At 69.3% G+C, this 23,226-nt stretch carries 23 protein-coding genes; 16 read left to right on the forward strand and 7 right to left on the reverse strand.

Annotated features, from left to right (window positions below; genetic code table 11):
- Window positions 1–8: 8 nt before the first annotated feature.
- Window positions 9–308, forward strand: a complete 300-nt coding sequence (locus V3W46_RS00090) for a Dabb family protein (RefSeq protein ID WP_331781044.1) — start codon at window positions 9–11, stop codon at window positions 306–308.
- Between the two features lie 140 nt (window positions 309–448).
- Window positions 449–1,372: a UPF0758 domain-containing protein gene (locus V3W46_RS00095; protein WP_331781045.1), complete on the forward strand. Its 924-nt coding sequence runs from the start codon at window positions 449–451 to the stop codon at window positions 1,370–1,372.
- Between the two features lie 119 nt (window positions 1,373–1,491).
- Here V3W46_RS00095 and aspS read toward each other — a convergent pair whose 3' ends face one another.
- Both aspS and V3W46_RS00105 read right to left on the reverse strand, forming a co-directional pair.
- On the reverse strand, window positions 1,492–2,820 hold the full coding sequence (gene aspS, locus V3W46_RS00100; RefSeq protein WP_331781046.1) for an aspartate--tRNA(Asn) ligase: 1,329 nt from the start codon (window positions 2,818–2,820) through the stop codon (window positions 1,492–1,494).
- 248 nt (window positions 2,821–3,068) lie between these two features.
- A complete protein-coding gene (locus V3W46_RS00105) occupies window positions 3,069–3,200 on the reverse strand; it encodes a hypothetical protein (RefSeq protein WP_331781047.1) in 132 nt (43 codons plus the stop codon).
- Between the two features lie 151 nt (window positions 3,201–3,351).
- On the opposite strand from V3W46_RS00105, the gene V3W46_RS00110 reads away from it, so the two are divergent.
- From V3W46_RS00110 to ccsB, 5 genes are read left to right on the forward strand one after another with little or no spacing between them, the layout of a single operon-like run.
- A complete protein-coding gene (locus V3W46_RS00110) occupies window positions 3,352–3,996 on the forward strand; it encodes a histidine phosphatase family protein (RefSeq protein WP_331781048.1) in 645 nt (214 codons plus the stop codon).
- Window positions 3,997–4,024: 28 nt separating this feature from the next.
- Window positions 4,025–4,594, forward strand: a complete 570-nt coding sequence (locus V3W46_RS00115; protein WP_331781049.1) for a TlpA family protein disulfide reductase — start codon at window positions 4,025–4,027, stop codon at window positions 4,592–4,594.
- Window positions 4,594–5,340: a cytochrome c biogenesis CcdA family protein gene (locus tag V3W46_RS00120; RefSeq protein WP_443069897.1), complete on the forward strand. Its 747-nt coding sequence runs from the start codon at window positions 4,594–4,596 to the stop codon at window positions 5,338–5,340. Before V3W46_RS00115 ends, V3W46_RS00120 begins: the two co-directional genes overlap by 1 nt.
- Window positions 5,324–7,015, forward strand: coding sequence for a cytochrome c biogenesis protein ResB (gene resB, locus V3W46_RS00125; protein WP_331781050.1), 1,692 nt, complete (start codon window positions 5,324–5,326; stop codon window positions 7,013–7,015). The genes V3W46_RS00120 and resB overlap by 17 nt, the downstream gene beginning before the upstream one ends.
- A gap of 51 nt (window positions 7,016–7,066) precedes the next feature.
- On the forward strand, window positions 7,067–8,152 hold the full coding sequence (ccsB, locus tag V3W46_RS00130; RefSeq protein WP_331781065.1) for a c-type cytochrome biogenesis protein CcsB: 1,086 nt from the start codon (window positions 7,067–7,069) through the stop codon (window positions 8,150–8,152).
- Between the two features lie 20 nt (window positions 8,153–8,172).
- On the opposite strand, the gene V3W46_RS00135 is transcribed toward ccsB, so the two are convergent.
- Window positions 8,173–9,201, reverse strand: a complete 1,029-nt coding sequence (locus V3W46_RS00135; protein WP_331781051.1) for an o-succinylbenzoate synthase — start codon at window positions 9,199–9,201, stop codon at window positions 8,173–8,175.
- A 31-nt stretch (window positions 9,202–9,232) separates the two neighbouring features.
- On the opposite strand from V3W46_RS00135, the gene V3W46_RS00140 reads away from it, so the two are divergent.
- The 3 genes from V3W46_RS00140 (at window position 9,233) to V3W46_RS00150 (ending at window position 12,414) form a co-directional block, all read left to right on the forward strand.
- A complete protein-coding gene (locus V3W46_RS00140) occupies window positions 9,233–10,159 on the forward strand; it encodes a 1,4-dihydroxy-2-naphthoyl-CoA synthase (RefSeq protein ID WP_331781052.1) in 927 nt (308 codons plus the stop codon).
- Window positions 10,160–10,220: 61 nt separating this feature from the next.
- Window positions 10,221–11,405 carry an AMP-binding protein gene (locus V3W46_RS00145; protein ID WP_331781053.1) on the forward strand — a complete coding sequence of 395 codons (1,185 nt, stop codon included), beginning with the start codon at window positions 10,221–10,223 and terminating at the stop codon, window positions 11,403–11,405.
- Between the two features lie 52 nt (window positions 11,406–11,457).
- Window positions 11,458–12,414, forward strand: a complete 957-nt coding sequence (locus V3W46_RS00150) for a 1,4-dihydroxy-2-naphthoate polyprenyltransferase (protein ID WP_331781054.1) — start codon at window positions 11,458–11,460, stop codon at window positions 12,412–12,414.
- Here V3W46_RS00150 and V3W46_RS00155 read toward each other — a convergent pair.
- On the reverse strand, window positions 12,411–12,761 hold the full coding sequence (locus V3W46_RS00155) for a DUF4229 domain-containing protein (protein ID WP_331781055.1): 351 nt from the start codon (window positions 12,759–12,761) through the stop codon (window positions 12,411–12,413). The two genes, V3W46_RS00150 and V3W46_RS00155, sit on opposite strands and share 4 nt — an antisense overlap.
- 161 nt (window positions 12,762–12,922) lie before the next feature.
- Between V3W46_RS00155 and V3W46_RS00160 the strand changes: the two genes are divergently transcribed.
- The 3 genes from V3W46_RS00160 to V3W46_RS00170 are packed head-to-tail and all read left to right on the forward strand — an operon-like array spanning window position 12,923 to window position 15,967.
- Window positions 12,923–13,282, forward strand: coding sequence for a PLD nuclease N-terminal domain-containing protein (locus tag V3W46_RS00160; protein ID WP_331781056.1), 360 nt, complete (start codon window positions 12,923–12,925; stop codon window positions 13,280–13,282).
- The gene (gene menD, locus V3W46_RS00165) at window positions 13,279–15,066 is read left to right on the forward strand and encodes a 2-succinyl-5-enolpyruvyl-6-hydroxy-3-cyclohexene-1-carboxylic-acid synthase (protein WP_331781057.1); all 1,788 of its coding nucleotides are present in this window, start codon (window positions 13,279–13,281) and stop codon (window positions 15,064–15,066) included. The genes V3W46_RS00160 and menD overlap by 4 nt, the downstream gene beginning before the upstream one ends.
- 46 nt (window positions 15,067–15,112) lie before the next feature.
- Window positions 15,113–15,967, forward strand: coding sequence for a PPK2 family polyphosphate kinase (locus V3W46_RS00170; protein ID WP_331781058.1), 855 nt, complete (start codon window positions 15,113–15,115; stop codon window positions 15,965–15,967).
- 24 nt (window positions 15,968–15,991) lie between these two features.
- Here V3W46_RS00170 and V3W46_RS00175 read toward each other — a convergent pair whose 3' ends face one another.
- The 3 genes from V3W46_RS00175 to V3W46_RS00185 form a co-directional block, all read right to left on the reverse strand.
- Entirely contained in the window at window positions 15,992–17,272 is a 1,281-nt protein-coding gene (locus V3W46_RS00175) for an isochorismate synthase (RefSeq protein WP_331781059.1), read from the reverse strand.
- A 33-nt stretch (window positions 17,273–17,305) separates the two neighbouring features.
- The gene (locus tag V3W46_RS00180; protein ID WP_331781060.1) at window positions 17,306–18,277 is read right to left on the reverse strand and encodes an aldo/keto reductase; all 972 of its coding nucleotides are present in this window, start codon (window positions 18,275–18,277) and stop codon (window positions 17,306–17,308) included.
- Window positions 18,278–18,342: 65 nt separating this feature from the next.
- A complete protein-coding gene (locus tag V3W46_RS00185; RefSeq protein ID WP_331781061.1) occupies window positions 18,343–19,614 on the reverse strand; it encodes an FAD-binding protein in 1,272 nt (423 codons plus the stop codon).
- 72 nt (window positions 19,615–19,686) lie between these two features.
- Here V3W46_RS00185 and V3W46_RS00190 point away from each other — a divergent pair, with 72 nt between their 5' ends.
- The 3 genes from V3W46_RS00190 to V3W46_RS00200 all read left to right on the forward strand — a co-directional run bounded on the left by V3W46_RS00190 (window position 19,687) and on the right by V3W46_RS00200 (window position 23,023).
- Window positions 19,687–20,439 carry a class I SAM-dependent methyltransferase gene (locus V3W46_RS00190; RefSeq protein ID WP_331781062.1) on the forward strand — a complete coding sequence of 251 codons (753 nt, stop codon included), beginning with the start codon at window positions 19,687–19,689 and terminating at the stop codon, window positions 20,437–20,439.
- A 10-nt stretch (window positions 20,440–20,449) separates the two neighbouring features.
- Window positions 20,450–21,550, forward strand: coding sequence for a polyprenyl synthetase family protein (locus V3W46_RS00195; protein WP_443069893.1), 1,101 nt, complete (start codon window positions 20,450–20,452; stop codon window positions 21,548–21,550).
- 111 nt (window positions 21,551–21,661) lie between these two features.
- Entirely contained in the window at window positions 21,662–23,023 is a 1,362-nt protein-coding gene (locus V3W46_RS00200; protein ID WP_331781063.1) for an FAD-dependent oxidoreductase, read from the forward strand.
- The last annotated feature ends 203 nt before the right edge of the window (window positions 23,024–23,226 follow it).

Consider the following 23,226-nt stretch of genomic DNA (forward strand, 5'->3'; position numbering starts at 1 on the left):
GGAACCGCATGATCCGCCACATCGTCACCTTCACCCTCGCCGCCGACAGCGTCGAGCAGCGCGCCGAGCAGGCCGCCTTCATCACGCGCGAGCTGCTCTCGCTCGTCGGGGTGATCGACGACGTCGAGTCGATGCAGGTGGTGACCGATGTGAACGTGACGCCGGGCAACGCCCACGTCGCCCTGATCGCCGACTACGCCGACCACGCCGCCCTCGACCGTTACCAGGTGCACCCCGACCACGTGCGGGTCAGCGGGTCGATCAGGCCCCTGCTGGCGTCGCGCGTCGCCATCGACTTCGAGGTCTGAGCGCAAGGTCTGGCGGGTCGTTCTGTCAGAGCCGGCGTCGTGACCATCAGGTCGTTCTCCCCAGCAGCGGTTCTGCCGCGTTCTCCACACTGTGCGGCCGCCCGCTCCGGCTGACGGATGCCCGTGGCTAGCGTGTGGCCATGACACCGTCTCGCGAATCGCTGTGGGCCGTCGCTCCCGCCGACCGTCCCCGCGAAAGACTCGCCCGTCTCGGCCCCGCGGGGCTCACCGACGCCGAGCTCGTCGCCCTCGTGCTGGGTTCCGGCCTGCCAGGGGTGAACGTGCTCGACAACGCGGCCTCTCTGCTGGCGCAGGCCGGCGGCGTGCAGGAGCTCATGGTGATGACCGTGCGCGAACTCACGGCGCTCGCGGGCGTCGGCGTCGCCACCGCGGGCCGCGTCGTGGCGGTGTCGGAGCTGTGGCGCCGCGCCCACGACCCCCTGCCGGGCACCCGCATCGAGCACCCCCGCGACATCGTCGACGTCGTGCGCGCGTTCCTCTCCACCCGCGCCGACCCACACCCCTCGGCGGCCACCGCCGCTTACCCGCCGCGCTCGGCGGCCACCCGTACCGATCCACACCCCTCGGCGGCCACCGCCGCTCACCCGCAGCCCTCGGCGGCCACCCGCGCCGACCCACACCCCTCGGCGGCCACCGCCACAGGATCGTGCCCGTCGACCCTCGTCATCGTGGCCGACGAAGAACTGCGTGTGCGCGTGGTCGTGGCGCTCGCGCCGGTCGCGAACACCCCCGCCGTGCCCGGGGAGGCTGGCGCCGGCGATCGGTGGAGCATCCGTTCTCTGGTTCCACGGGTGCTGCACGAGGTGCTCTACCGCGGCGGCTCGGCCTTCGCCCTCGTCGAGCTGCGCCCGCCCGCGCCCGCCACCGTCGGTGCGCCCGGCAGCGCTGACGCTACCTCCGATGGCGGCGTGCGCCCGCCCGCCTACGACCTGGACGAGCTGCGGGCCGCCCGCGACGTGCTGAGGCTCGCCGCGGCGACGGTGGGGCTGCGGTTTCTCTCGACCGTGGTGATCTCCGGCGACGACTGGTCGGTCGTCGACTGACAAAGGCGATGGACCCACCGGCAACCGACTTCGTGCGGCCGGGTTACCGCTGGGCGCGCTAGGAACACTCGACCAGGGTGCAGTCGAACGACGACCGCACCGGGTGGGCGGCCGGGCAGTTACGGGGTGAGGCGCGTGGGGCCCCGGAAGAGGTAGGTGACCTCACGCAGGTTGCCCTGGTGCAGCAGCAGCATCAGCACGCGCGCGAGACCCATGCCGAACCCGCCGTGCGGCGGCACGCCATAGCGGAAGAAGTCGAGGTACGTGGCCAGTTCGGCGAGATCGAGCCCCTTCTCGACGGCCTGTGCTTCGAGAATGTCGATGCGGTGCTCGCGCTGGGCGCCGGTGGTGATCTCGGTTCCGCGGTAGATGAGGTCGTAGCTCTTGGTGAGGGCCGGGTTCTCGTCGCTGTGCATGTGGTAGAACGGCCGGATGCTCACCGGGTAGTCGGTCAGGAACACGAACTCGTGCCCGTAGGTCTCGGCGACGTAGGCCGCGATCTGGCGCTCGCCCTCGGGATCCATGTCGTCGTCGTTGCGGTCGACGACGTGGCCACGCGCAGCCACGATCTCCTTGGCCTCGTTCAGCGGGATGCGGGGAAACGGAAGGGTGGGTACGACCATGTCGACGTCGAAGAGCTGCTTGATCTCGGCGCCGTGCTTCTCGGCGACGGCAGAGATGCCGGCCACCAGCAGTTCCTCCTGCATGCGCATCACGTCGTCGTGGCTCTCGACCCAGCTGATCTCGGCGTCGACGCCGGTGAACTCGGTGGCGTGCCGCGACGTGAAAGACGGGTCGGCACGGAAGACCGGGCCGATGTCGAAGATCTTGCCGAAGCCGGCAGACATCGCCATCTGCTTGAAGTGCTGCGGGCTCTGCGCGAGGTACGCGGTGGTGTCGAAGTAGTCGAGCCTGAAGAGCTCGGCGTTCGACTCCGACGGGCTGCCCATCAGCTTCGGCGTGTGGATCTCGACGTAGTCCCGCTCGATCCAGTACCGCCGGAAGGCGTTCTCGAGCGTCGTCTGGATGCGGAAGATGAGCGCGTTGCGCGGCACCCGCAGGTCGAGGAAACGCCAGTCCATGCGCTTGTCGATGCCGCTGTCGACCGCGATGGGGGTTTCGGGGTTCGCGAGCGTGGCGACGGTGAGCGAGTCGAGCTTGACCTCGATGCCGCCGAGCTTCACCCGCTCGTCGTGCTTCAGCTGCCCGGTCGCGGTGACGAACGAACCCTGGGTCAGCGCCGAGATCGTGGTGGCCGGTTCGTCAGCGACGACGGCCCCGTCGGAGTCGGTGGTGCGCGGGTTGACCAGCTGCACGGCACCGGACTCGTCGCGCAGAACGACGAACTGCACCTTCTTCTGGTCGCGCACGGTCTCGACCCACCCCGAAACACTGACGGGGCCGTCGGGCAGGGCGGGCAGATCTTTGATGAGTACGCGTTCAGTCACGGGGAGCAAGTCTACTCGGGTGCCGGTTTCGATACGCTCGGCTGCGCCGTGCTACTCAACCAGCGGACTCCACGCCGTGCGCGGCGCTGCCGACCCGGCGACCGCTACGCTGGTTGAGTAGCGCGCAGCGCGTATCGAAACCCGCTCGCGCTACGCCGGTTGAGTAGCGCGCAGCGCGTATCGAAACCCGCCCGCGCTGCGCCGGTTGAGTAGCGCGCAGCGCGTATCGAAACCCGCCCGCGCCACAGTTACGGCAGGCGGCGGAAGTACGCGCGATTCGCGACGCGGCCGTAGCCGTCGGTCGCCGTCTGGATGAGGGCCGCGACGATGCCGACGAGGGCGATCAGGCCGAAGATGCTGAGGAAGATGATGAGTGCCATGGGGTAGTCCTTTCTTCCTCCATTTGATCGCAGACGACTGTTCAGCACAATCTCATTCTCATTCAACAACCGTGTAGCTGAGCTTCACTACTTATTGTGCATTCAGGCGCTGAGCAGCTTCGCGACTTCTACACTCCGTAAACTGTTGGGCGTGGTAGCCAGCCAACTTCATCTCGTACGTCACGGCGAGGTCTTCAACCCCGAACACGTGCTGTACGGCCGCCTGCCCGGATTCGGCCTCTCCGACCTCGGTCGGCAGATCGCACAGTCGGCCGCCGATGAGCTCGTCGCCCGCCACCGACCCGTGTCGGCGCTGTTCGCGTCGCCGCTGCAGCGCGCCCAGGAGTCGGCCGCCCCGCAGCAGGCCGCCTTCGACCTGCCCATCCAGACCGAGCCCCGCATCATCGAACCGACGAACAAGTTCGAGGGCATGAGCCCGGCGAGGCGCAACCGAGCGCTGCGCAACCCGAAGAACTGGTCGTGGGTGGCCAACCCGTTCACACCCAGCTGGGGCGAGGCGTACACCAGTGTGACCACACGGATGCTCGCAGCGATGAACGACGCCTTCGATTCGGTCGACGGCGGCGACGTCATCATGGTGAGCCACCAGCTGCCCATCTGGGCCACCCACCTGAAGGTCACCGGCCAACACCTCTGGCACGACCCCCGCAAGCGCCGCTGCAACCTCTCGAGCATCACCAGCTTCGAGCGCGAGGGCGGGCTGTTCGTCGAGGTCGGCTACGAAGATCCGGCCGCAGACCTTCTGGCCGAGGCCGTCGACGACGGAGCGGTCTGACGTGAGGGCTCGGCGTTCACTTCTCGCGGTGGCCTCTGCCATCGTGGCCGTCGGCCTGCTGGCCGGATGCTCGAGCGATCCGCTCGCGGCCCAGTACCGCAGCGGCGACAGCAAGCAGTACATCGCCGGAGACGGCACCGTGACCGAGATCTCCGAAGCGAACCGCGGCGCGGCCATCGACTTCACCGGTACCACCCAAGACGGGCAGACCGTCACCGCAGAGCAGTACCGCGGCCAGGTGCTCGTGCTCAACTTCTGGTACGCCGGCTGCGCGCCGTGCCGCGCCGAAGCGCCCGCCCTCGAGACGCTGAACAGCAAGTACACCGGCAACGGCGCGACCTTCCTCGGCGTCAACGTGCGCGATCAGGCCCAGACGGCCATCGCCTTCGACACCTCGTTCGGCCTCACCTACAGCTCTGTCATCGACACCGATGGTGCGGTGCAGCTGGCGCTCAGCGGCCAGGTCGCCCCCAACGCTGTGCCCACCACGCTCGTCATCGACAAGCAGGGCCGGGTGGCGGCGCGCATCCTGGGCCAGGCGACGGCTCCCGACATTCTCGACACGCTGATCGGTGACGCCGTCGCCGAGACGAGTTAATCGTGGTCAACCCGTTCGCGAACGCGGTGCTGAACGGCCAGCTGATCGTGGCGATTCCCATCGCGATGCTTGCCGGCCTGGTGTCGTTCGCCTCGCCCTGCGTGCTGCCGCTGGTGCCCGGGTACCTGGCCTACGTCGGTGGCCTCAGCGACCCGAGCGCTCGGCAGAACCGCCGCCGGGTGCTGCTCGGCATCAGCCTGTTCGTGCTGGGCTTCTCGGTGGTGTTCGTCGCGGCATCCACCCTGCTCGGCGCGCTCGGCATGTGGCTGCTGGTCTGGGGTGACGCCATCACGCGGGTGCTCGGTGTGATCGTTATTCTGCTCGGCCTCGTGTTCATCGGCCAGTTCAGCTTCATGCAACGCACCTTCAAGCCGTCGTGGCGCCCCGCCACCGGCCTCGCCGGCGCGCCGATTCTCGGCATCGTGTTCGGCCTCGGCTGGACGCCGTGCATCGGCCCCACCCTCGGCGCCATCCAGGCACTGAGCCTGACCGGCGGCTCGGCCTGGAGCGGCGCACTGCTGGGCCTGTTCTACTGCTTCGGGCTCGGAATCCCCTTCCTCCTCGTGGCGCTCGGCCTCAACTGGATGACCCACACGGTCAAATTCCTCAAACGGCATATACGACTCATCAACATTCTGGGGGGTGTGGGCCTCGTCGTCATAGGAATTCTGATGGTGAGCGGCCTCTGGACCCTCTGGACCTACCAACTGCAGGCGGTGATCACCGGTTTTGTCCCGGCCATCTGATCATTTCGACACCCCGGCGCCCGAGGCTCCGACTCCCGACAGCGACGGCAACATCGTGCAGCCGAAGCTGGGCTTCGTGGGCTGGCTGCGCTGGTTCTGGCGCCAGCTCACCAGCATGCGCACGGCCCTCTTCCTGCTGCTGCTCCTCGCCCTGGCGGCCGTGCCGGGCTCGCTCGTGCCGCAGCGCGCAGCCGATCCCAACGGCGTCACCCAGTACTTCGTCGACAACCCCACGCTCGCGCCCATTCTCGACAAGGTGCAGGCGTTCGACGTGTACACCTCGGTGTGGTTCTCGAGCATCTACCTGCTGCTGTTCATCTCGCTCGTCGGCTGCGTCATCCCCCGTGCCAAGCACCACTTCGACGCCCTGCGCGCGAAGCCGCCGCGCACCCCGGCGCGCCTCGCGCGACTGGCCGGATTCCAGCGCCGCACGCTCGCGCCCGGCGACGGCGGCGCCCCGTCGGTCTCTGCAGTGGCCGCAGTCGACTCCGCCCGCAGGCTGCTGCGCAAGTCGGGGTACCGCGTCGTGGTCTTCAACTCCGCCGACAAGAACGGCAACGAGACTGCCTCGGTGTCTGCCGAACGCGGGTATGCACGTGAGACGGGCAACCTCGTCTTCCATGCCGCGCTGGTGGGCATCCTCGTCACCGTCGGCGTGGGCGGCGGCTTCGGGTTCAGCGGCCAGCGCGTGCTCGTCGAGAACGGCGGCGTGTTCGTCAACACCCTGAGCGCCTACGACTCCTTCAACCCCGGCCGGTTCTTCACCGAGACCTCGCTCGACCCCTATTCGATCAAGCTCGACCAGTTCACGGCGGCCTACGAGACCAAGGCCGACGGCGCGTTCGGCCAGCCGATCGACTACAACGCCTACGTCACCACGCAGGAGCGCGGTCAGGCCACGGTCGACTCCGACATTAAGGTCAACTCGCCGCTGCGCATCGGCGGCACCGACGTGTACCTGCTGGGCAACGGCTACGCCCCCAAGATCACGGTCAAAGACCCCGCGGGCAACGTGGTCTTCACCGACTCGGTGCCCTTTCTGCCGCAGGATGCGAACCTCACCAGCGTCGGTGTGGTGAAGGTTCCGGATGGCCTGGCCCAGCAGCTCGGCATGATCGGGTTCTTCTACCCCACCCAGGCGGTCTCGACCACCGGCGCCTACTACTCGACGTACCCCGACGACCAGTACCCGGTTCTGACGCTCAACGTCTACTCGGGCGACCTCGGATTGAACGGGGGCGTGCCCACCTCGGTCTACTCGCTCGACACCGACAAGATGACGCAGCTCACCGGCGGCACGACCGGCGTCGAATCGATCGAGCTGAAGCCGGGCGACAGTCAGGCCCTGCCCGACGGGCTCGGCACGATCAGCTTCGACGAGGTTCAGCGCTACGCCTCGCTCGACATCCACCACGACCCGACGCAGGGCTGGGTGCTGCTGTTCGCCGCCTCCGCCCTGGCCGGCCTCCTGGTGTCGCTGTTCATCCCGCGTCGTCGGGTGTGGGTCAAGGCCACCGAGAAGAGCGACGGAACGCTCAGCCTCGAGTACGCCGGGCTCGCCCGCGGCGAAGACCCGCGGCTGGCTGCGGCGGTCAACGAGATCGCCGACCGGCATTCCAAAGTTCTCAGCGACGATCGTCTGGGCGACGTTCCCGCCGCTGATACAAACGCTTAGGCTTACACCGTGACACTCGACGAGTATTCGATCTTCCTGCTGTACGCCGCCATGGTGCTGTACGCGGCCGCCTTCATCGCGTTCGCGCTCGACCTCGCGCGCCGCTCGGCGCAGGTGAAGGCGGGCAACACGGTCGGCGTCGACGGATCTGTCACCACAGCGCCGAGGGTGCTCGAGACGGCGTCGGTGGGCTCCGGGGTCGGTGCGTCGAGTGCCGGTGGAGCGGCGTCGGTGGCCGTGGCCGAGGCTCCCGCGGGTGAGCGTGCGACGGATGCCGCCGACCGTGCCGTCGCGACGACCGGTGGCCGGGCATCCGGAGGCCGCGACGGCGGCCAGAACCTCAAGGGCCGCTTCGGGGCCGACGGCAGCATCACGCAGCGCTCGCTGAGCCTGCGGCTCGGCATGGCGTTCACCCTGCTCGGCTTCCTGCTCGAGGTCACCGCCGACGTGGTGCGCGGCATCGCCGCCCAGCGGGTGCCGTGGGCCAACATGTACGAGTTCTCGATGACCGGAACCGTGCTCATCATCGGCGTCTTCCTGGTGGTCAACACCCGCGTCGATCTGCGCTTCCTCGGCACGTTCATCACCGGGCTCGTGCTGATCCTGCTCGGCATCTCGACCGTCAACTACTATGTGGTCATCGCCCCGCTGCCGCCGGCGCTGCAGTCGGCGTGGCTCGTCATCCACGTATTCGTGGCGAGCCTCGGCACGGCATTCTTCGCTCTCGGTTTCGCTCTGTCGGGCATCCAGTTGCTGCAGTCGCGGCGCGAGGTGTCGGGGTCGGCCCTGAAGTTCGTGAAGCTGAAGTTCCTGGCGTCGCTGCCCGACTCGACGCGGCTCGAGAACCTCGCCTACCGCGTGAACATCGTCGGCTTCGTGTTCTGGACCTTCACCCTCATCGCCGGTGCGGTGTGGGCCGAGCGGGCGTGGGGTCGCTATTGGGGCTGGGACACGAAAGAGGTCTGGACCTTCATCATCTGGGTCATCTACGCCGGCTACATCCACGCCCGGGCGACGCGCGGGTGGCGCGGGTCACGGTCGGCCTGGCTGGCGATTATCGGCTTCGCGGCGGTGCTGTTCAACTTCGGCATCGTGAACGTCTTCTTCCACGGCCTGCACTCGTACTCCGGGCTGTAGACCGGCCGGTCTTCTGCGGTTCAGCCTGCGTGGCGGCCCGTCGACTCGGAGAGTTCGACGAGCAGGCCGTAGACACGGGTGAGGCGGTCGCGCCACCACATGTCGCGCGGTGCCGCCGCGCGCACCTGCTGCACGAGCGACTCGTCGAGAACGGGCCGCCGCACGTCGATCGCGCCGTCGACGGGCACCAGCGGTTCGGCCGTCACGTCGGCCGCCAGCAGGGCGGCGGTGGCAAGGCCGCAGTCGTATTCCAGATTCGGAATAGACGCCGCGAGATGCGCCCCCATCGCGATGCCCACCGACGTGTCGAGGGCTGACGAGACCACCACCGGCAGGCCCGCACGACCGACGATGTCGAGGGCCGAATGGATGCCCCCCAGCGGTTGCGCCTTGATGACGAGAATGTCGGCGGCACCCCTGCGCGCCACGTCGAGCGGGTCGTCGACCTTGCGCACGCTCTCGTCTGCCGCCACCGGAATGCCCATGTACTTCACACGCTGACGGATCTCCCACAGGTCGTCGACGCTCGCGCAGGGCTGCTCGACGTACTCCAGGTCGAACTCGGCCAGCGCGTGGATGGCGTGCTCGGCCTCGTCGACGTTCCAGCCGCCGTTCGCGTCGAGCCTGATGCGACCCTCCGAACCGAGCAGCGCGCGCGCCTCGCGCACCCGGGCGAGGTCGTCGTCGAGGGTCTGGCCGCGCTCGGCGACCTTCACCTTGATCGTGCGGCAGCCGGGGTACCGGGCCAGCACGGCCTCGACCTCGCCTGGCGCGACGGCGGGCAGCGTCGCGTTGACGTGAACGCGGTCGCGCAGAGCGGCGGGCGCCGCCACCCAGCCGAAGTCGATCGCCCCGGCGAGCCACGCCAGCGACTCCACGTCGTCGTACTCGACGAAGGGCGAGAACTCGGTGGCGCCCTCGGGCCCGCGCAGAACGACGGCCTCGCGAGCATCCACCCCCCTGAACCGGGTGGTGAGGGGCAGTGAGACAACGCTCGCTGAGTCGAGCAGTTCTGCCAGCGTCGGCAGGGGGCGGTGCGTGGAGGCCATGGCCCCATTGTGTCGCGATTAGGCTGGCGTCATGGCATCAGAAGCTGCGGCTGAACCGTTCGTCTCCGAGATCTTCGACCCGGCCGAGTGGATGCCGGCCCCCGCCGCCGCGGGAATGACCGACATCACCTACCACCACGACCGGGCCGGTCAGGTCGCCCGCATCGCCTTCAACAGGCCCGAGGTGCGCAACGCGTTTCGCCCCCACACGGTCGACGAGCTGTACCGGGCCCTCGACGATGCGCGGCAGAACCCCCGCATCGGCGTCGTGCTGCTGACCGGCAACGGACCCAGCCCGAAAGACGGCGGCTGGGCGTTCTGCAGCGGGGGAGACCAGCGCATCAGGGGCCGCGACGGCTACCAGTACGCCGAGGGCGACGGGGCCGGTACGAGCGCGGCCTCCACTGGGCGGCTGCACATCCTGGAGGTGCAGCGGCTCATCCGTTTCATGCCGAAGGTGGTCATCGCAGTGGTGCCCGGCTGGGCGGCCGGCGGCGGACACTCGCTGCACGTCGTCTGCGACCTGTCGATCGCCAGTTCCGAGAACGCGAAGTTCAAGCAGACCGACGCCGACGTGGGGTCGTTCGACGCCGGTTACGGCAGCGCCTACTTCGCCCGCCAGATCGGGCAGAAGAACGCCCGGGAGGTGTTCTTCCTGGCCCGCGAATACAGCGCCCAGCGCGCCTACGAGATGGGCGCCGTGAACGCCGTCGTGCCGCACGCCGAGCTCGAGATCGAGGCGCTCGACTGGGCGCGCACGATTCTGACGAAGTCGCCGACCGCCATCCGCATGCTGAAGTTCGCGTTCAACGCGGTCGACGACGGGCTCGTGGGCCAGCAGGTGTTCGCGGGCGAGGCCACCCGGCTCGCCTACGGTACCGACGAGGCCGTGGAGGGCCGCGACTCGTTCCTCGAGAAGCGCGCGCCCGACTGGGCGCCGTTCCCGTACCACTACTGACCCCGGGCGGTGGCCACGGCGGGGCGCGCGAGCAGGGGCGCACGCGATTTAGGGTGGGGGAATGACGAGACGACTCGAGGTTCTGCCGGCCGCTGAGCCGGCCGAGGTGTCGAAGGCCGTTCGCGCCGCGCTGAGCGGCACGGGCCCGGCCATCCTGCCGCGCGAACCGCTCGCGGCGCCGCGGGCCAGGCACGCCTCCGGCGAGGCCGGCGCCCCCGCGATACCGGCCGAGGTGCCGAAGAACATCGCGCTCGTCATCGAGACCTCGGGCAGCTCGGGCGTGCCGAAACGCGTCGCGCTGAGCGCCGACGCCCTGCTCGCCAGCGCCGGCGCCACCGAGTCGGAGCTCGGCGGCCCCGGCCAGTGGCTGCTGGCGCTGCCCACGCACTACATCGCGGGGGTGCAGGTGCTGATCCGGTCGATCGTGGCGGCCACGAAGCCCGTGCTGCTGCCGCCCGGGCACTTCAGCGCCCGCGCGTTCGCCGCCGGCGTCGACGAGCTGGCCGCCGAACTGAAGTTCTCGTCGATCGTGCCGGCCCAGCTGGCGCGGCTGGTCGATGCGGGCGAGAGCGATGCGGGCATCCGCGACTCGCTGCGTGAACTGGATGCTCTGCTGATCGGTGGCCAGGCCGTTCCGGCCGCGCTGTTCGCCAGGGCCCAAGACCTCGGCCTGAAGGTGCGGCGCACGTACGGGTCGAGCGAGACCAGCGGCGGATGCGTGTACGACGGGCATCCGATCGGCCAGACCGTCGCCCGCACCACCGGCGGCGAGCTCGAACTCGCGGGCCCGATGCTCGCCGAGGGCTACCTCGGCGACGAGGAGCTGACCGCGCGCAAGTTCTACACCGACGACGGTCGCCGCTGGTATCGCACCGCCGACAGCGGCGAGGTGGTGAACGGCCCCACCGGCAGCCAGGTCGCCATCACGGGGCGGCTCGACAACGTCATCATCTCGGGCGGCATCAAGGTGGCGCTCGACCGCGTCGAGCGGGTCGTGCAGTCGCGCGAAGGGTTCCATGGCGCCATCGTCGTGCCGCAGCCGAGCGAGCAGTGGGGGCAGACCGCGGTGGTGGTCACGGCCGAGCCGTTCGACGAGGGTGCGCTGGCCGAGCTGCAGGCCGCGGTCACCGAGGCCGTGGGCAGGCCGGCAGCGCCATCGCGCATCGTGAAACTCGATGTTCTGCCGACCCTCAGCTCGGGCAAACCCGACAGGCTGGCGGTGGCGCGCGCGCTGGCCCGGCAGTAGCACGGCGCGGGCGTACAGGATGCCCGGGGTCGGCCCTCGCTAGAATTCTCGGGTGGCGCAGACGAAACGCAGGAAGTCCGGGCATCCGGCAGGCAAACGGCAGCACTCTGCCCCGAACAAGCTCGTGAAGCCGACCCCGGCCATGTGGATCGCGGGCGCGCGCATCCGCACCCTGCCGCTCGCGATCGCTCCCGTGGCGCTCGGGGTCGGTGCATCGACGCTGATCACGGGCGGGTTCGAGACCATCGACTGGGGGCTGGCGCTGCTCAGCCTCGCGGTGGCGCTGTTTCTGCAGATCGGCGTCAACTACTCGAACGACTACTCCGACGGGGTGCGCGGCACCGACGAGTTCAGGGTGGGTCCGCCGCGGCTCACCGGGTCGGGGGTGGCGAACCCGAAGCGGGTGCTGGCCGTGGCGCTGGCCTTCTTCGTGCTCGCGGCGGCGGCGGGGGTCGTCATCGTGGTGCTCACCCAGCACTGGTGGCTGCTCATCCCGGGCGCCGTCGCCATCGCCGCGGCCTACTTCTACACCGGGGGCAAGCGGCCGTACGGGTACTACGGCCTCGGCGAACTGTTCGTGTTCATCTTCTTCGGCCTGGTGGCCACGGTCGGAACGACGTACATCCTCTCAGACAGCTACAACTTCGAGAGCCTGCTGGCCGGCGCCGCGGCCGGGTTCATCGCCTGCGCCGTGCTGATGGTCAACAACATCCGCGACATCGACCAAGACCGGGTGGCCAGGAAGCGCACCCTCGCGGTGCTCGTCGGCCAGCGGGCCGCGCGCATCATCTTCGTGGTGTTCCTGCTGCTTGCGTACGCGATTCTGCTGCTGTTCTCGTTCCTGTTCCCGCTGGCGCCGCTGGTGTTCTTCACGCTGCTGCTCTCGCTGCCGGCGATTCTGATCACGCTGACGGGCAAGACGGCGAAGGAGTTCATTCTGGCGCTGAAGCTGACCAGCTTCATGGGCCTGCTGTTCGGGCTCGGCCTGGCGGCGGCCCTGACCTTCTAGAGCGCGGCGTCGCTGTCGTCGACCCGGCGCGAGACCCCTGTGTCGCCGGCACGGTCGGCGGCCGCGCTGTCGTCGACCACCGTGTCTTCGAGGTCTTCGTCTGAGCCCGTCTTCGACGCTCTGCGCTTCGCCGGCTTCGCGTCGCCGTGCCGAGCCTCGTAGAGCCCGGTGGCCAGCTCTTCGCGTGGTCTGCGCAGAAAGATGTACGAGACGCAGAGCGAGATCACGGCCGCGATGACGGCGGCGATCCACGGGGTCATCCGGGTGATGAGCAGCACGGCCAGCGCCACCGCGAAGATGCCGACACGAATGAGCGTGTAGACCAACCACGTGCGTCCTGTTTTCACCAGATCAGCTTACGAGGTCACCCTGATAGCCGGCTCCCACTGCGCTGTGCAGGGCACCTCCGCCCCCGCCGCAGCCCGTGCATCTGACCGCTGCCTGCGAGACCGCCGAAGACATCATCACTGACGGGCGCGGGGCCTTTTTCAGGGCGTATGGTTTGACTATGGCTCGTCTCCTGGTTGGTCTTGTCGCACTCGCGGCGGCTTTCTACGTGTATGCGCTGGTCGACTGCATCCTCTTTCCACGGCACCGCGTTCGCGCCGTGCCCAAGCTGGCCTGGGTCTTCATCGTGCTGCTGTTCCCGGTGATCGGCGGGGTGCTGTGGTTTCTCATCGGGCGCGGGCGCAAGTCGTCGAAACGGCAGGTTCAGTACCGCACCGTCGGCCCCGACGACGACCCCGAGTTTCTCGGGGCGCTGAAGGCCGATCCGGTGTCTGACGCACAGCTTCGCGACCTCGAAGAGCAGTTCGCCGAGAACGAAGACCCCGACAAGCGAACCGACAACGGCAGAACTGACCGGTGACCGCGGCTGAAAGCCCGGCCGCCGACTTCTCGCTCGCTCTTCTCAGCGAATTCATCGAGCTCGGCCTGACCGACGCCGTGCTGTCGCCGGGCTCGCGCTCGCAGGCCCTGGCGCTGGCTCTCGCCGAATTCGACCGGGTCGGGATGCTCGACCTGCAGGTTCGCATCGACGAACGCAGTGCCGGCTTCACCGCCCTCGGCCTCGCGGTCGAGACGGCCCGCCCGGCCGTCGTCGTCACCACGTCGGGAACCGCCGTGGCCAACCTGCTGCCGGCCGTGCTCGAGGCCAGCCATTCGAACGTGCCCATGCTGCTGCTCACCTCCGACCGGCCCGACGAGCTGCGTGCGACCGGCAGCAACCAGACCACCTGGCAGGCCGGCATCTTCGGCCGCTTCGTGCGCGCCGAGTTCGACGTGCAGGCCCCGGTGGGAGCGGTCACCGAACCGGCTCGCGCCCACGACATCGCGGCCGCGGCCTGGGCTGCAGCGACCGGTGCCTCGACGGGGTCGTCGACCGCCGGCCCCGTGCACGTGAACCTGCAGTTTCGCGAGCCTCTCTCGACGGTCGTACCGCACCTGCCCCCGGGCGCACCCCACGCGGTCGATGCCACGGCGTCGACCCCAGCGGCGGTGCTCGAGCTCGAGCGCGGGCCGCGCACGATCGTGATCGCCGGCCACGGCGCCGGCCCCGCCGCCGAAGAACTCGCTCACGAGGGCGGCTGGCCGCTCCTCGCCGAACCGTCGAGCGGGTCGCGGTTCGGCCGCAACCTCGTCGTCGCCTACCGCCAGCTGCTCGCCGCCGAAGACTTCGGCGGGCGGGTCGAGCGGGCGATCGTGTTCGGGCATCCGTCGCTCTCGCGCGAGGTGCCGCTGCTGCTGCGCCGCGAGGGGGTCGAGGTGATCGTGGTGGGCCAGAGCCCCGACGACGTGTCGGTGTTCAACCCCGCCCACCGCGCCGCCTTCGCGCCCGCCGTGAGAGTCGCCCCCGCCGATGACAGGGCCGGCGCCGCTGGCGACGCGCCTACCGCCACCGACGAGCCGTCTGACCGCGCCGCGGCCGACCGCGCCGCAGAGCGCGACTGGCTGCGCTCGTGGGCCGTCACGAGCCGCGCGCTGCTCGCGGCAGAACCCGATGACGTGGCACCCCCGAACATCGAGGCCGCCCGGTCGAGAGACATCGCCGAGCGCCGCGAGTACCGTGTCGCCGAACTGTCGGCCCTGCGTGCGTCCATCACGAGACGGATGCTCGCCCTCGCCGTGTGGCGTGCCACCTGGCCGCACGACCGCCTGGTGCTCGGCGCCTCGCGGCTCATCCGCGACCTCGACCAGGCCGCCCCCGGCAAGAAGATCATCGTGCACGCCAACCGGGGCCTCGCCGGAATCGACGGCACCATCGCGACCGCCTCCGGAATCGCACTCGCCAGCCAGCGCGGCTCTGAGCTGGCAGCTCAGACGGGTGTCACGCGTGTGCTCATCGGCGACCTCACGTTGCTGCACGACGTGGGCAGCATGCTGTTAGGGTCTGAGGAGCGTCGGCCGCGCATCCACGTCATCGTCGGCAACGACGGCGGCGGCACCATCTTCGACACGCTCGAGGTCGCCGCCACCGCCGACAGGGCCGCCTTCGACCGGGTCATGATGACCCCGCACACGGTCGACCTCGCGGCCCTGGCCGCGGCGTACGGCTGGTCGTACGCCCGGGCATCGACGCGCAGCGAACTCGACCGCGAGCTGACCTCGCCGATCACCGGGCCGACGCTGCTCGAGGTGGCTCTCGACCGTTGAGGCGCCCTGCCAGTAGCCTGAACTGATCTGACGAAGGGTGCGCGTGATGAAGGCCGTGAAGAACTGGATCGAAGACCCGGCCCCGCTGCTGCGTGCGGGCGCGGGCTACACCCTGGCCGGCAGCGACGCAGACGCGACACCGGGGTTCGCCGGCACGAAGACGGCCGGTGAGGCGGCGCTCGCGGCGAATGCCACCGAGGTGAGCCTGTTGCAGGAGAAGCTCTTCGCCAACAGCCTCTTCGACGACTCGCGCTCGATTCTGCTGGTGCTGCAGGGCATGGATTCGGCAGGCAAGGGCGGAATCGTGAAGCACGTCGTGGGGTCGGTCGATCCGCAGGGCGTCACCCACGCCAGCTTCAAGAAGCCCACGCCCGAAGAGCTCGAGCACGACTTTCTCTGGCGCATCCGCAAGCGCCTGCCGGTGGGCGGCCAGATCGGCGTCTTCGACCGCTCACACTACGAAGACGTGCTCGCCGGCAAGGTGCTGAACCTCGCCACCCCCGACGTGATCGACGAGCGGTATCGGCAGATCAACGACTTCGAGTCGGAGCTGGTGGCGCACGGCACGACGGTGCTCAAGGTCATGCTGAACATCAGCGCCGACGAACAGAAGGCCCGGCTCGCCGAGCGCCTCGACAGGCCCGACAAGCACTGGAAGTTCAACCCGAACGACATCGACTCGCGCGAGCTCTGGAACCAGTACCAAGACGCCTACCAGGCCGTGTTCGACCGCACATCGACGACCACCGCACCCTGGTACGTGGTGCCCGCGAACCGCAAGTGGTATGCCCGGCTCGCCGTTCAGCGCCTGCTGATGGATGCCCTGCGGAACCTCAACCAGGACTGGCCCGCGCCCGCCTTCGGCGTCGAAGAGCAGCGCGCCCGCCTCGCCCTCACCTGACCGGTTCGCGGCAGCCGACGGACGTCAGCCGAAGGCCTCCACGATGGGCCTGAACTTCATGCGGGTCTCGAGAAACTCGTGCTCGGGATTCGACTCCGACACGATTCCGGCCCCCGCGTAGGCGGTGATGGTGCCGTCGTCGTCGACCTGCGCACAGCGCAGTGCCACCGCCCACTCACCGTCACCGTCGGCGCCGACCCAGCCCACCGGGCCCGCGTAGCGACCCCGGTCGAACGGTTCGAGTTCGTCGATGAGCCGCAGGGCATCCGGTGTCGGCGTGCCTGCCACGGCCGCGGTCGGGTGCAGCGACGCGATGAGGTCGAGCGAGGTCGAGCCGTCGCCGAGGGTGCCCTCGACGTCGCTCGCCAGGTGCCAGAGGTTCGGCAGCTTCAGCGTGAACGGAATCTCGCTGGCGATCAGCGTGCGCGAGTGCGGCGTGAGCGCCGTCATGACACTGGCGACAGCGAACCGGTGCTCGTCGAGGTCTTTGGCGCTGGTCGCGAGGGCGACGGCCTGGTCGTGGTCGGCCTCGGCGTCGCGCCCGCGCGAGATGGTGCCGGCCAGCACCCGCGCGGTGACGGTGCCGTGGTCGACCCTCACCAGCGTCTCGGGGCTCGAGCCGATGAGGCCGTCGACCGCGAAGGTCCAACAATCGGGGTAGCCGAGCGCGAGGTCGAGCAGAATGCGCCGCAGGTCGGATTCGGCCGGCAGGTGTCCCACCACGTCGCGAGCCAGCACCACCTTCTCGAGCTCGCCGGCGTTGATGTGCCCGACAGCCGACTCGACGGCCGCCCGGTAGGTGTCGGGCGTGGCGGCGCCGGGCAGCAGCGTGATGCGGTACTCGGGCCCGAACGATGTCGCAGGCGGCACCGGATGCCCGCCCGGCACCACCTCGCGCCGCGCCGGCGCGGCCTCGCCGTCGGCCAGCACCCGCACGCGGGTCACCCAGAAGATGCCGTTGCGCTTGCCGATGATGGTCTCGGGAACGATCAACACGCTCGTCTCGGCCGACTTCGCCGAGAACGCGAACGTGCCGAACGCGATCAGCCCGGTGCCGGGTGAGGCGAGCGGGTCGTCGACGGTCGCGGCGGCGGCCACGTCGCGCCAGGCGGCGCAGGCCTCGGTGAAACGGTCGGCGCCCGAGAACTCGAGCCGCAGAGCCGTGCCGAGGCCCGCCATGCCCTGGCCCTTGCGAATCCAGAGCAGCGGATGCCGTGCATCAAGCAGCGGAATCAGCAGTCGGATGTCGCTGACGGCCCGGGTCTCGACGAACAGCCGGGGTGTTGCACGTGCGGTTTCGGTCACGTTTCTAGGCTACGCGCCCGGCCGGTGGCGTTCTCACCAGGCGTAGTCTTCGGGCGCCGTCTTGTGGCCGGGAAAGATCTCGTCGAGGCGGGCCAGCGCGGTCTCGTCGAGCGTCACGTCGAGCGCGTGCAGCGAGGCGTCGAGCTGCTCGCGTGTGCGCGGCCCGATGATGGGCGCGGTGACAGCCGGCTGATGCAGCAGCCAGGCCAGCCCCACGTCGGCCGGGTCGTGCCCGAGCTCGTCGGCGAAGTCTTCGTAGGCGCCGATGGCGTCGCGGTTGGCATCGAGGGCCGCGGCGCTGCGCCCGGCGTTACGGCGGCTGCCGTCGCGCTCCTTGCGCAGAACCCCGGCGAGCAGGCCGCCGAGCAGCGGCGACCAGGGAATCAGCCCCAGGCCGTTCGCCTCGAGCGCCGGAATGACCTCGAGCTCGATGTCGCGGGTCAGCAGGTTGTAGATCGACTGCTCGCTGACGAGTCCCGTGTAGCTGCGCTTGTGCGCCTCCGCCTGTGCGGTGGCGATGTGCCAGCCGGCGAAGTTGCTGCTGCCGTTGTAGATGATCTTGCCCTGGGCGACGGCGGTCTCCATGGCCTGCCAGATCTCGTCCCACGGAGTCTCGCGATCGATGTGGTGAAACTGGTAGAGGTCGATGTAGTCGGTCTGCAGGCGGCTGAGGCTGGCGTCGAGGGCGCGACGGATGTTCAGGGCCGACAGTTTGCCCTCATTGGGCCAGTCGGTGATGTTGCCGTAGAGCTTCGTGGCGAGCACCGTCTTCTCGCGGCGGCCGCCGCCCTGCGCGAAGTAGCGGCCGAGGATCTCTTCGGTCCAGCCGCGCTTGCCCTCGCCGCCGTAGACGTTCGCGGTGTCGAAGAAGTTGATTCCGGCGTCGTGCGCCGCGTCCATGATGCCGAACGCGTCGACCTCGTCGGTCTCGGGGCCGAAGTTCATCGTGCCGAGGCAGAGTCGCGAGACGCGCAGGCCGGAGCGGCCGAGGTGTGTGTATTCCATCGTTCCACTCTGCGCGCGGCCCCCTGCGCTCTGCAACCCCTGTGTCGAGAGTGCGCGCGGGTCGGCTACACGGGCAGGCCCAGGGTGCGCTCGAGGTAGGCGTTGCCAAACTGGTGGTCGGGGTCGAAGACCTCGGTCAGGGCGGCGAACTCGGGCAGACGCTCGTAGAGCGGGGCGATGGCGGGCGCCGTCGCCGCGTATGCCTTGCCCCAGTGTGGCCGGGCGCCGAACGGCGCCAGCGCGGCCTCGAGGTCGGGCAGCAGGGCGGCCACCGCAGCCGGCTCGTTCTTCCACGTGAAATGGATGGCCAGCGAATCCCTGCCGTAGGCCATGCTCAACCACAGCTCGTCGGCCGCGATGGTGCGCAGCTCGGTGATGAGCAGAATCGGTGCGATGCGTTCGCCGAGCGACCGCACGACGCTGAGCGCGGCCGCCGCATTCGCCCGGTCGACGAAGAACTCGCTCTGGATCTCGTCGCCATTGCTCGGCACCGCGTTGAAGCGAAAGTGCGGCAGCCGCTCTGACCATGGCCCCGCGACGCCGCCCTGGGCGGTGGTGTTGTCGTTGCCCTCGCCGGTGGGCGACAGCAGGGTGGCCGTCGTGGCGGTCGCACCGAACAGCGTGGCGGGCAGCTGCACGGGCGGGGCGGCCGGGTCGATGCGGGTCTTCAGCCAGAGCTGCTGCGCGTTCTCGCCGAGCCAGTTCGTGAACACGCTGACGCTGTAGGCGCTGCCCATGATGCTGTCGAAATCGGCCAGCAGGGCGTGCCACGGCAGGTCGACGTAGACGTCTTGGCGCACGTCGAAGGTGGGTTGGATGTCGAGGGTCACCCGGGTGGTCACGCCCAGCGCGCCGAGCGCGACGACCATGCCTGCGAAGGCGGGCGTGCTGCGGTCGGCCCTGACGAGCTCTCCGCGACCCGACACGAACTCGAGCCCCGACACCGCGGTGGCGAGGTTGCCGTGACGGATGCCCGACCCGTGCGTCGCGGTCGAGATCGCCCCGGCGACCGAGATGTGCGGCAGCGACCCCATGTTGTGCAGCGCCCAGCCCTGCTGCTGCAGCCGGTCGGCGAGCGAGCCGTACCGGGTGCCCGCGGCGACGGTGACGGTGCGCGCGTCTTCGTCGATGACGATGTCGGGCGGCAGGTCGACGAGGCTGATCAGGTCGCCGGAGCTGTCGGCGAGGTCGTTGAACGAGTGCCGGGTGCCGAGCGCACGCACCCGGGTCGCCGCCGCCACGATCGAGCGCACCTCGTCGAGGGAGCGGGGGGTGTGCAGCCGTGCGGCCCCGAATTCGTAGGTCTTGGCCCAGTTCGGCCCGACAGGCGGTGTCATGAGTCCCAGAGTAGCCTGCGGGCATCCTGAGCCTTTGCCGAGAGCCACGCGGGCGCCCCGTAAACTGAGGGGGTGTCTAAGGCCGACCTCAGCAAGCAACCCGCGCAGGTCTCTGCGATGTTCGACGACGTGTCGACCCACTACGACCGCACCAACAACGTGCTCTCGGTGGGCAACGCCTTTCTCTGGCGGGTGGCGACCACCAAGGCTGTCGCTCCGCTGCCCGGCGAACGCATTCTCGACCTCGCGGCCGGCACCGGAACCTCGAGCGCCTCGCTCGCCGCCACCGGCGCACAGGTCGTCGCGGCCGACTTCTCGCCCGGAATGATCGAGGTGGGCCGCCGCCAGCAGGCCGGCAACCCGAACATCGAGTTTCTCGTCGCCGACGGCATGAACCTGCCGTTCGCCGACGACGAGTTCGACGCCGTGACCATCTCGTTCGGCCTGCGCAACATCGTCGAGCCGAAGGTCGCGCTGGGCGAGCTGTATCGCGTCACGAAGCCCGGCGGCCGCATCGTCATCTGCGAGTTCAGCACGCCGCCGCTCACCCCCATCAGGCTCGGCTACTCGGCCTACCTGCAGCGGGTCATGCCCGCGCTCGCGAAGGTCGCCAGCTCGAATCCGGCCGCCTACACCTACCTCGCCGACTCGATCAGAGACTGGCCGAACCAGGCCACCCTCGCCGGGTGGCTGCGTGCGGCCGGCTTCACCGACGTCGGCTACCGCAACCTCACCGCCGGCATCGTGGCGCTGCACCGCGGTACGAAGCCGCTCTCGGCCACAAGCCCCGGCCCAGAGTCTTCTACAACCGGTGTTACTCAGTAGGCTTGACCCCGTGAAGCCGACCAATCGGTCCCTGAACCTTTCCGGGGGCGCCAGCCTGTCTAAGGCAGCGCGCCGCAGTTCGGGTTCGTCGTCACCGTTCTCGCTCACCGAACGACTCTTCGCCACGGCGGATGACCGGCGAGCCGCCAAGGCCGTAGACGACGGCATCGTGCGGGTCGAAGAGCAACTAGTCTCTGAGACCACCTTCCACGACGGCATGGCCGAGGTGTCGGCGCGCTACCTGCTCGACGCGGGCGGCAAGCGCGTGCGCCCCATTCTCGCCTTCCTCACCGCCCAGCTCGGCGACGGCGTCACCGACGACGTGGTGACGGCCGCGACCTCGATCGAGCTGATCCACCTCGCGTCGCTCTACCACGACGACGTGATGGACGAGGCCGAACAGCGCCGCGGTGTGCCCACGGCCCACACCGTGTGGAGCAACTCCATCGCAATCCTCACCGGCGACCTGCTCTTCGCCCGCGCCAGCAAGCTGCTCTCGATTCTCGGCGAACGCGCCATCCGGCTGCAGGCCGACACGTTCGAGCGGCTCTGCCTCGGCCAGCTGCACGAGACCGTGGGGCCGCGCCCGGGCGAAGACCCGATCGCGCACTACCTGCAGGTGCTGGCCGACAAGACCGGCTCGCTCATCGCCGCCTCGGCCCAGCTCGGCGTGCTCGTCTCGAACGCGCCCGACGAGTACCAGCAGGCCGTGTTCGACTTCGGCGAGAAGGTGGGCATCGCCTTCCAGCTCATCGACGACGTCATCGACCTCGCGCCGCAGAGCGACAAGACCGGCAAGACCGCGGGCACCGACATCAGGGCGGGCGTCGTGACGCTGCCGCTGCTGTACCTGCGGCGGGATGCCCTGACCGATCCGACCGCGGCCGAGTTGCTGCGCCGGCTCGACCCCGACGTGATCGCGGCCACCCCTGCCGCCGAGGTCGACGCCCTGATCACAGAACTCCGCGTGCATCCGGTCACGCTCGAGACCACTACCGAGGCGCACCGATGGGCCGCCGACGCGGTCGCCGCGCTCGCGCCGCTGCCCGAGGGCACGGTGAAGAAGACCCTGATGCGCTTCGCCGACACGATGGTCGAGCGAAGCAACTAGACCCCACCGCTGGTTGAGTAGCGGCGAAGCCGCGTATCGAAACCAGCTGCCCACACCGGTTTCGATACGCTCCTACGGAGCTACTCAACCAGCGACAACGTAAGGAAAGTCATGACCAAGCTCCGCCTGGCCATCGTCGGCGCAGGGCCGGCCGGTATCTACGCCGCCGACCTGCTCATCAAGGCCGAACGCCACTTCGACGTCTCGATCGACCTGTTCGACCACCTGCCCGCGCCGTACGGGCTCGTGCGCTATGGCGTCGCCCCCGATCATCCGCGCATCAAGGGCATCATCGGCGCGCTGCGCGAGGTGCTCGACCGTGGCGACATCCGGTTCTTCGGCAATGTGCGGTACGGCGTCGACATCACCCTCGACGACCTGAAGAAGCACTACAACGCCGTGATCTTCGCCACCGGCGCCGTTCGAGACGCCTCGCTCGACATTCCCGGCATCGACCTCGAGGGGTCGTACGGCGCCGCCGACTTCGTCAGCTGGTTCGACGGGCACCCCGACGTGCCCCGCACGTGGCCGCTCACCGCACAGTCGGTGGCAGTGCTCGGCAACGGCAACGTGGCCCTCGACGTCGCCCGCATTCTGGCGAAGCACCCCGACGACCTGCTGCCCACCGAGATTCCGGCCAATGTGTACCACGGCCTGCAGCAGTCGCCGGTCACCGACGTGCACGTGTTCGGCCGCCGCGGCCCCGCCCAGGTGAAGTTCACGCCGCTCGAGCTGCGCGAGCTCGGCGAGGTGCCCGACGTCGACATCGTCATCTACGACGAAGACTTCGACGTCGACCCGGCGTCGGCCGCCGCCATCGCCTCGAACAAGCAGGTCATGGTGATCAACCGCGTCATGAACCAGTGGCGCACCCGTGAGCCCGGAACCGCGTCGCGCCGCCTGCACCTGCACTTCTACGCCAGGCCCGTCGAGGTGCTGGGCACCGATGGGGCCGTCTCGGGCATCCGTTACGAACGCACCCGGCCGAACGGCGCCGGCGGCGTCGAGGGCACCGGCGAGATTCGCGAGCTGCCGATTCAGGCGCTGTACCGCGCCGTGGGCTATTTCGGTTCGCCGCTGCCCGAGGTGCCGTTCGACGAGAAGCGCGGCGTCATCCCGAACCGTGAGGGCCGGGTTCTGGATGACCATGACGAGGTCGTTCCCGGTGTCTACGCCACCGGCTGGATCAAGCGTGGCCCCGTGGGGCTGATCGGCCACACCAAGTCTGACGCCATGGAGACCCTCGCCCACCTCGTGCGCGACCAGGCTTCGTGGTGGACCCCGGCCGACCCCGCCGAAGAGTCGATCGTGCGGCTGCTCGACGAGCGTGGAGTCGACTTCACCACCGTCGACGGCTGGCACCACCTCGACCAGTACGAGCTGGGACTCGGCGCCGCGGCGGGCCGCACCCGCGTCAAGGTCGTCGACCGCGACGAGATGGTCGCCGTCTCGAACCAGACCCCGGGGGCCTGACCCGGGTTTCGATACGCCCGCTGCGCGGCCTACTCAACCGGCGCCTGGGGGCCTGACCCGGGTTTCGATACGCCCGCTGCGCGGCCTACTCAACCGGCGCCTGGGGGCCTGACCCGGGTTTCGATACGCCCGCTGCGCGGCCTACTCAACCGGCGCCTGGGGGCCTGACCCGGGTTTCGATACGCCCGCTGCGCGGCCTACTC

The organism is Subtercola sp. YIM 133946, assembly GCF_036553535.1.
Taxonomy (GTDB): Bacteria; Actinomycetota; Actinomycetes; order Actinomycetales; family Microbacteriaceae; genus Subtercola.

What these genes read in the sequence shown, in the direction of transcription:
- V3W46_RS00090 (WP_331781044.1), top strand. Translation starts at nt 9, where the DNA reads ATGATCCGCCACATCGTCACCTTCACCCTCGCCGCCGACAGCGTCGAG.
- V3W46_RS00095 (WP_331781045.1), top strand. Translation starts at nt 449, where the DNA reads ATGACACCGTCTCGCGAATCGCTGTGGGCCGTCGCTCCCGCCGACCGT.
- V3W46_RS00105 (WP_331781047.1), bottom strand. Translation starts at nt 3,200, where the DNA reads ATGGCACTCATCATCTTCCTCAGCATCTTCGGCCTGATCGCCCTCGTC.
- ccsB (WP_331781065.1), top strand. Translation starts at nt 7,067, where the DNA reads ATGGTGCTGTACGCGGCCGCCTTCATCGCGTTCGCGCTCGACCTCGCG.
- V3W46_RS00135 (WP_331781051.1), bottom strand. Translation starts at nt 9,201, where the DNA reads ATGGCCTCCACGCACCGCCCCCTGCCGACGCTGGCAGAACTGCTCGAC.
- V3W46_RS00140 (WP_331781052.1), top strand. Translation starts at nt 9,233, where the DNA reads ATGGCATCAGAAGCTGCGGCTGAACCGTTCGTCTCCGAGATCTTCGAC.
- V3W46_RS00145 (WP_331781053.1), top strand. Translation starts at nt 10,221, where the DNA reads ATGACGAGACGACTCGAGGTTCTGCCGGCCGCTGAGCCGGCCGAGGTG.
- V3W46_RS00160 (WP_331781056.1), top strand. Translation starts at nt 12,923, where the DNA reads ATGGCTCGTCTCCTGGTTGGTCTTGTCGCACTCGCGGCGGCTTTCTAC.
- V3W46_RS00170 (WP_331781058.1), top strand. Translation starts at nt 15,113, where the DNA reads ATGAAGGCCGTGAAGAACTGGATCGAAGACCCGGCCCCGCTGCTGCGT.
- V3W46_RS00180 (WP_331781060.1), bottom strand. Translation starts at nt 18,277, where the DNA reads ATGGAATACACACACCTCGGCCGCTCCGGCCTGCGCGTCTCGCGACTC.
- V3W46_RS00185 (WP_331781061.1), bottom strand. Translation starts at nt 19,614, where the DNA reads ATGACACCGCCTGTCGGGCCGAACTGGGCCAAGACCTACGAATTCGGG.
- V3W46_RS00200 (WP_331781063.1), top strand. Translation starts at nt 21,662, where the DNA reads ATGACCAAGCTCCGCCTGGCCATCGTCGGCGCAGGGCCGGCCGGTATC.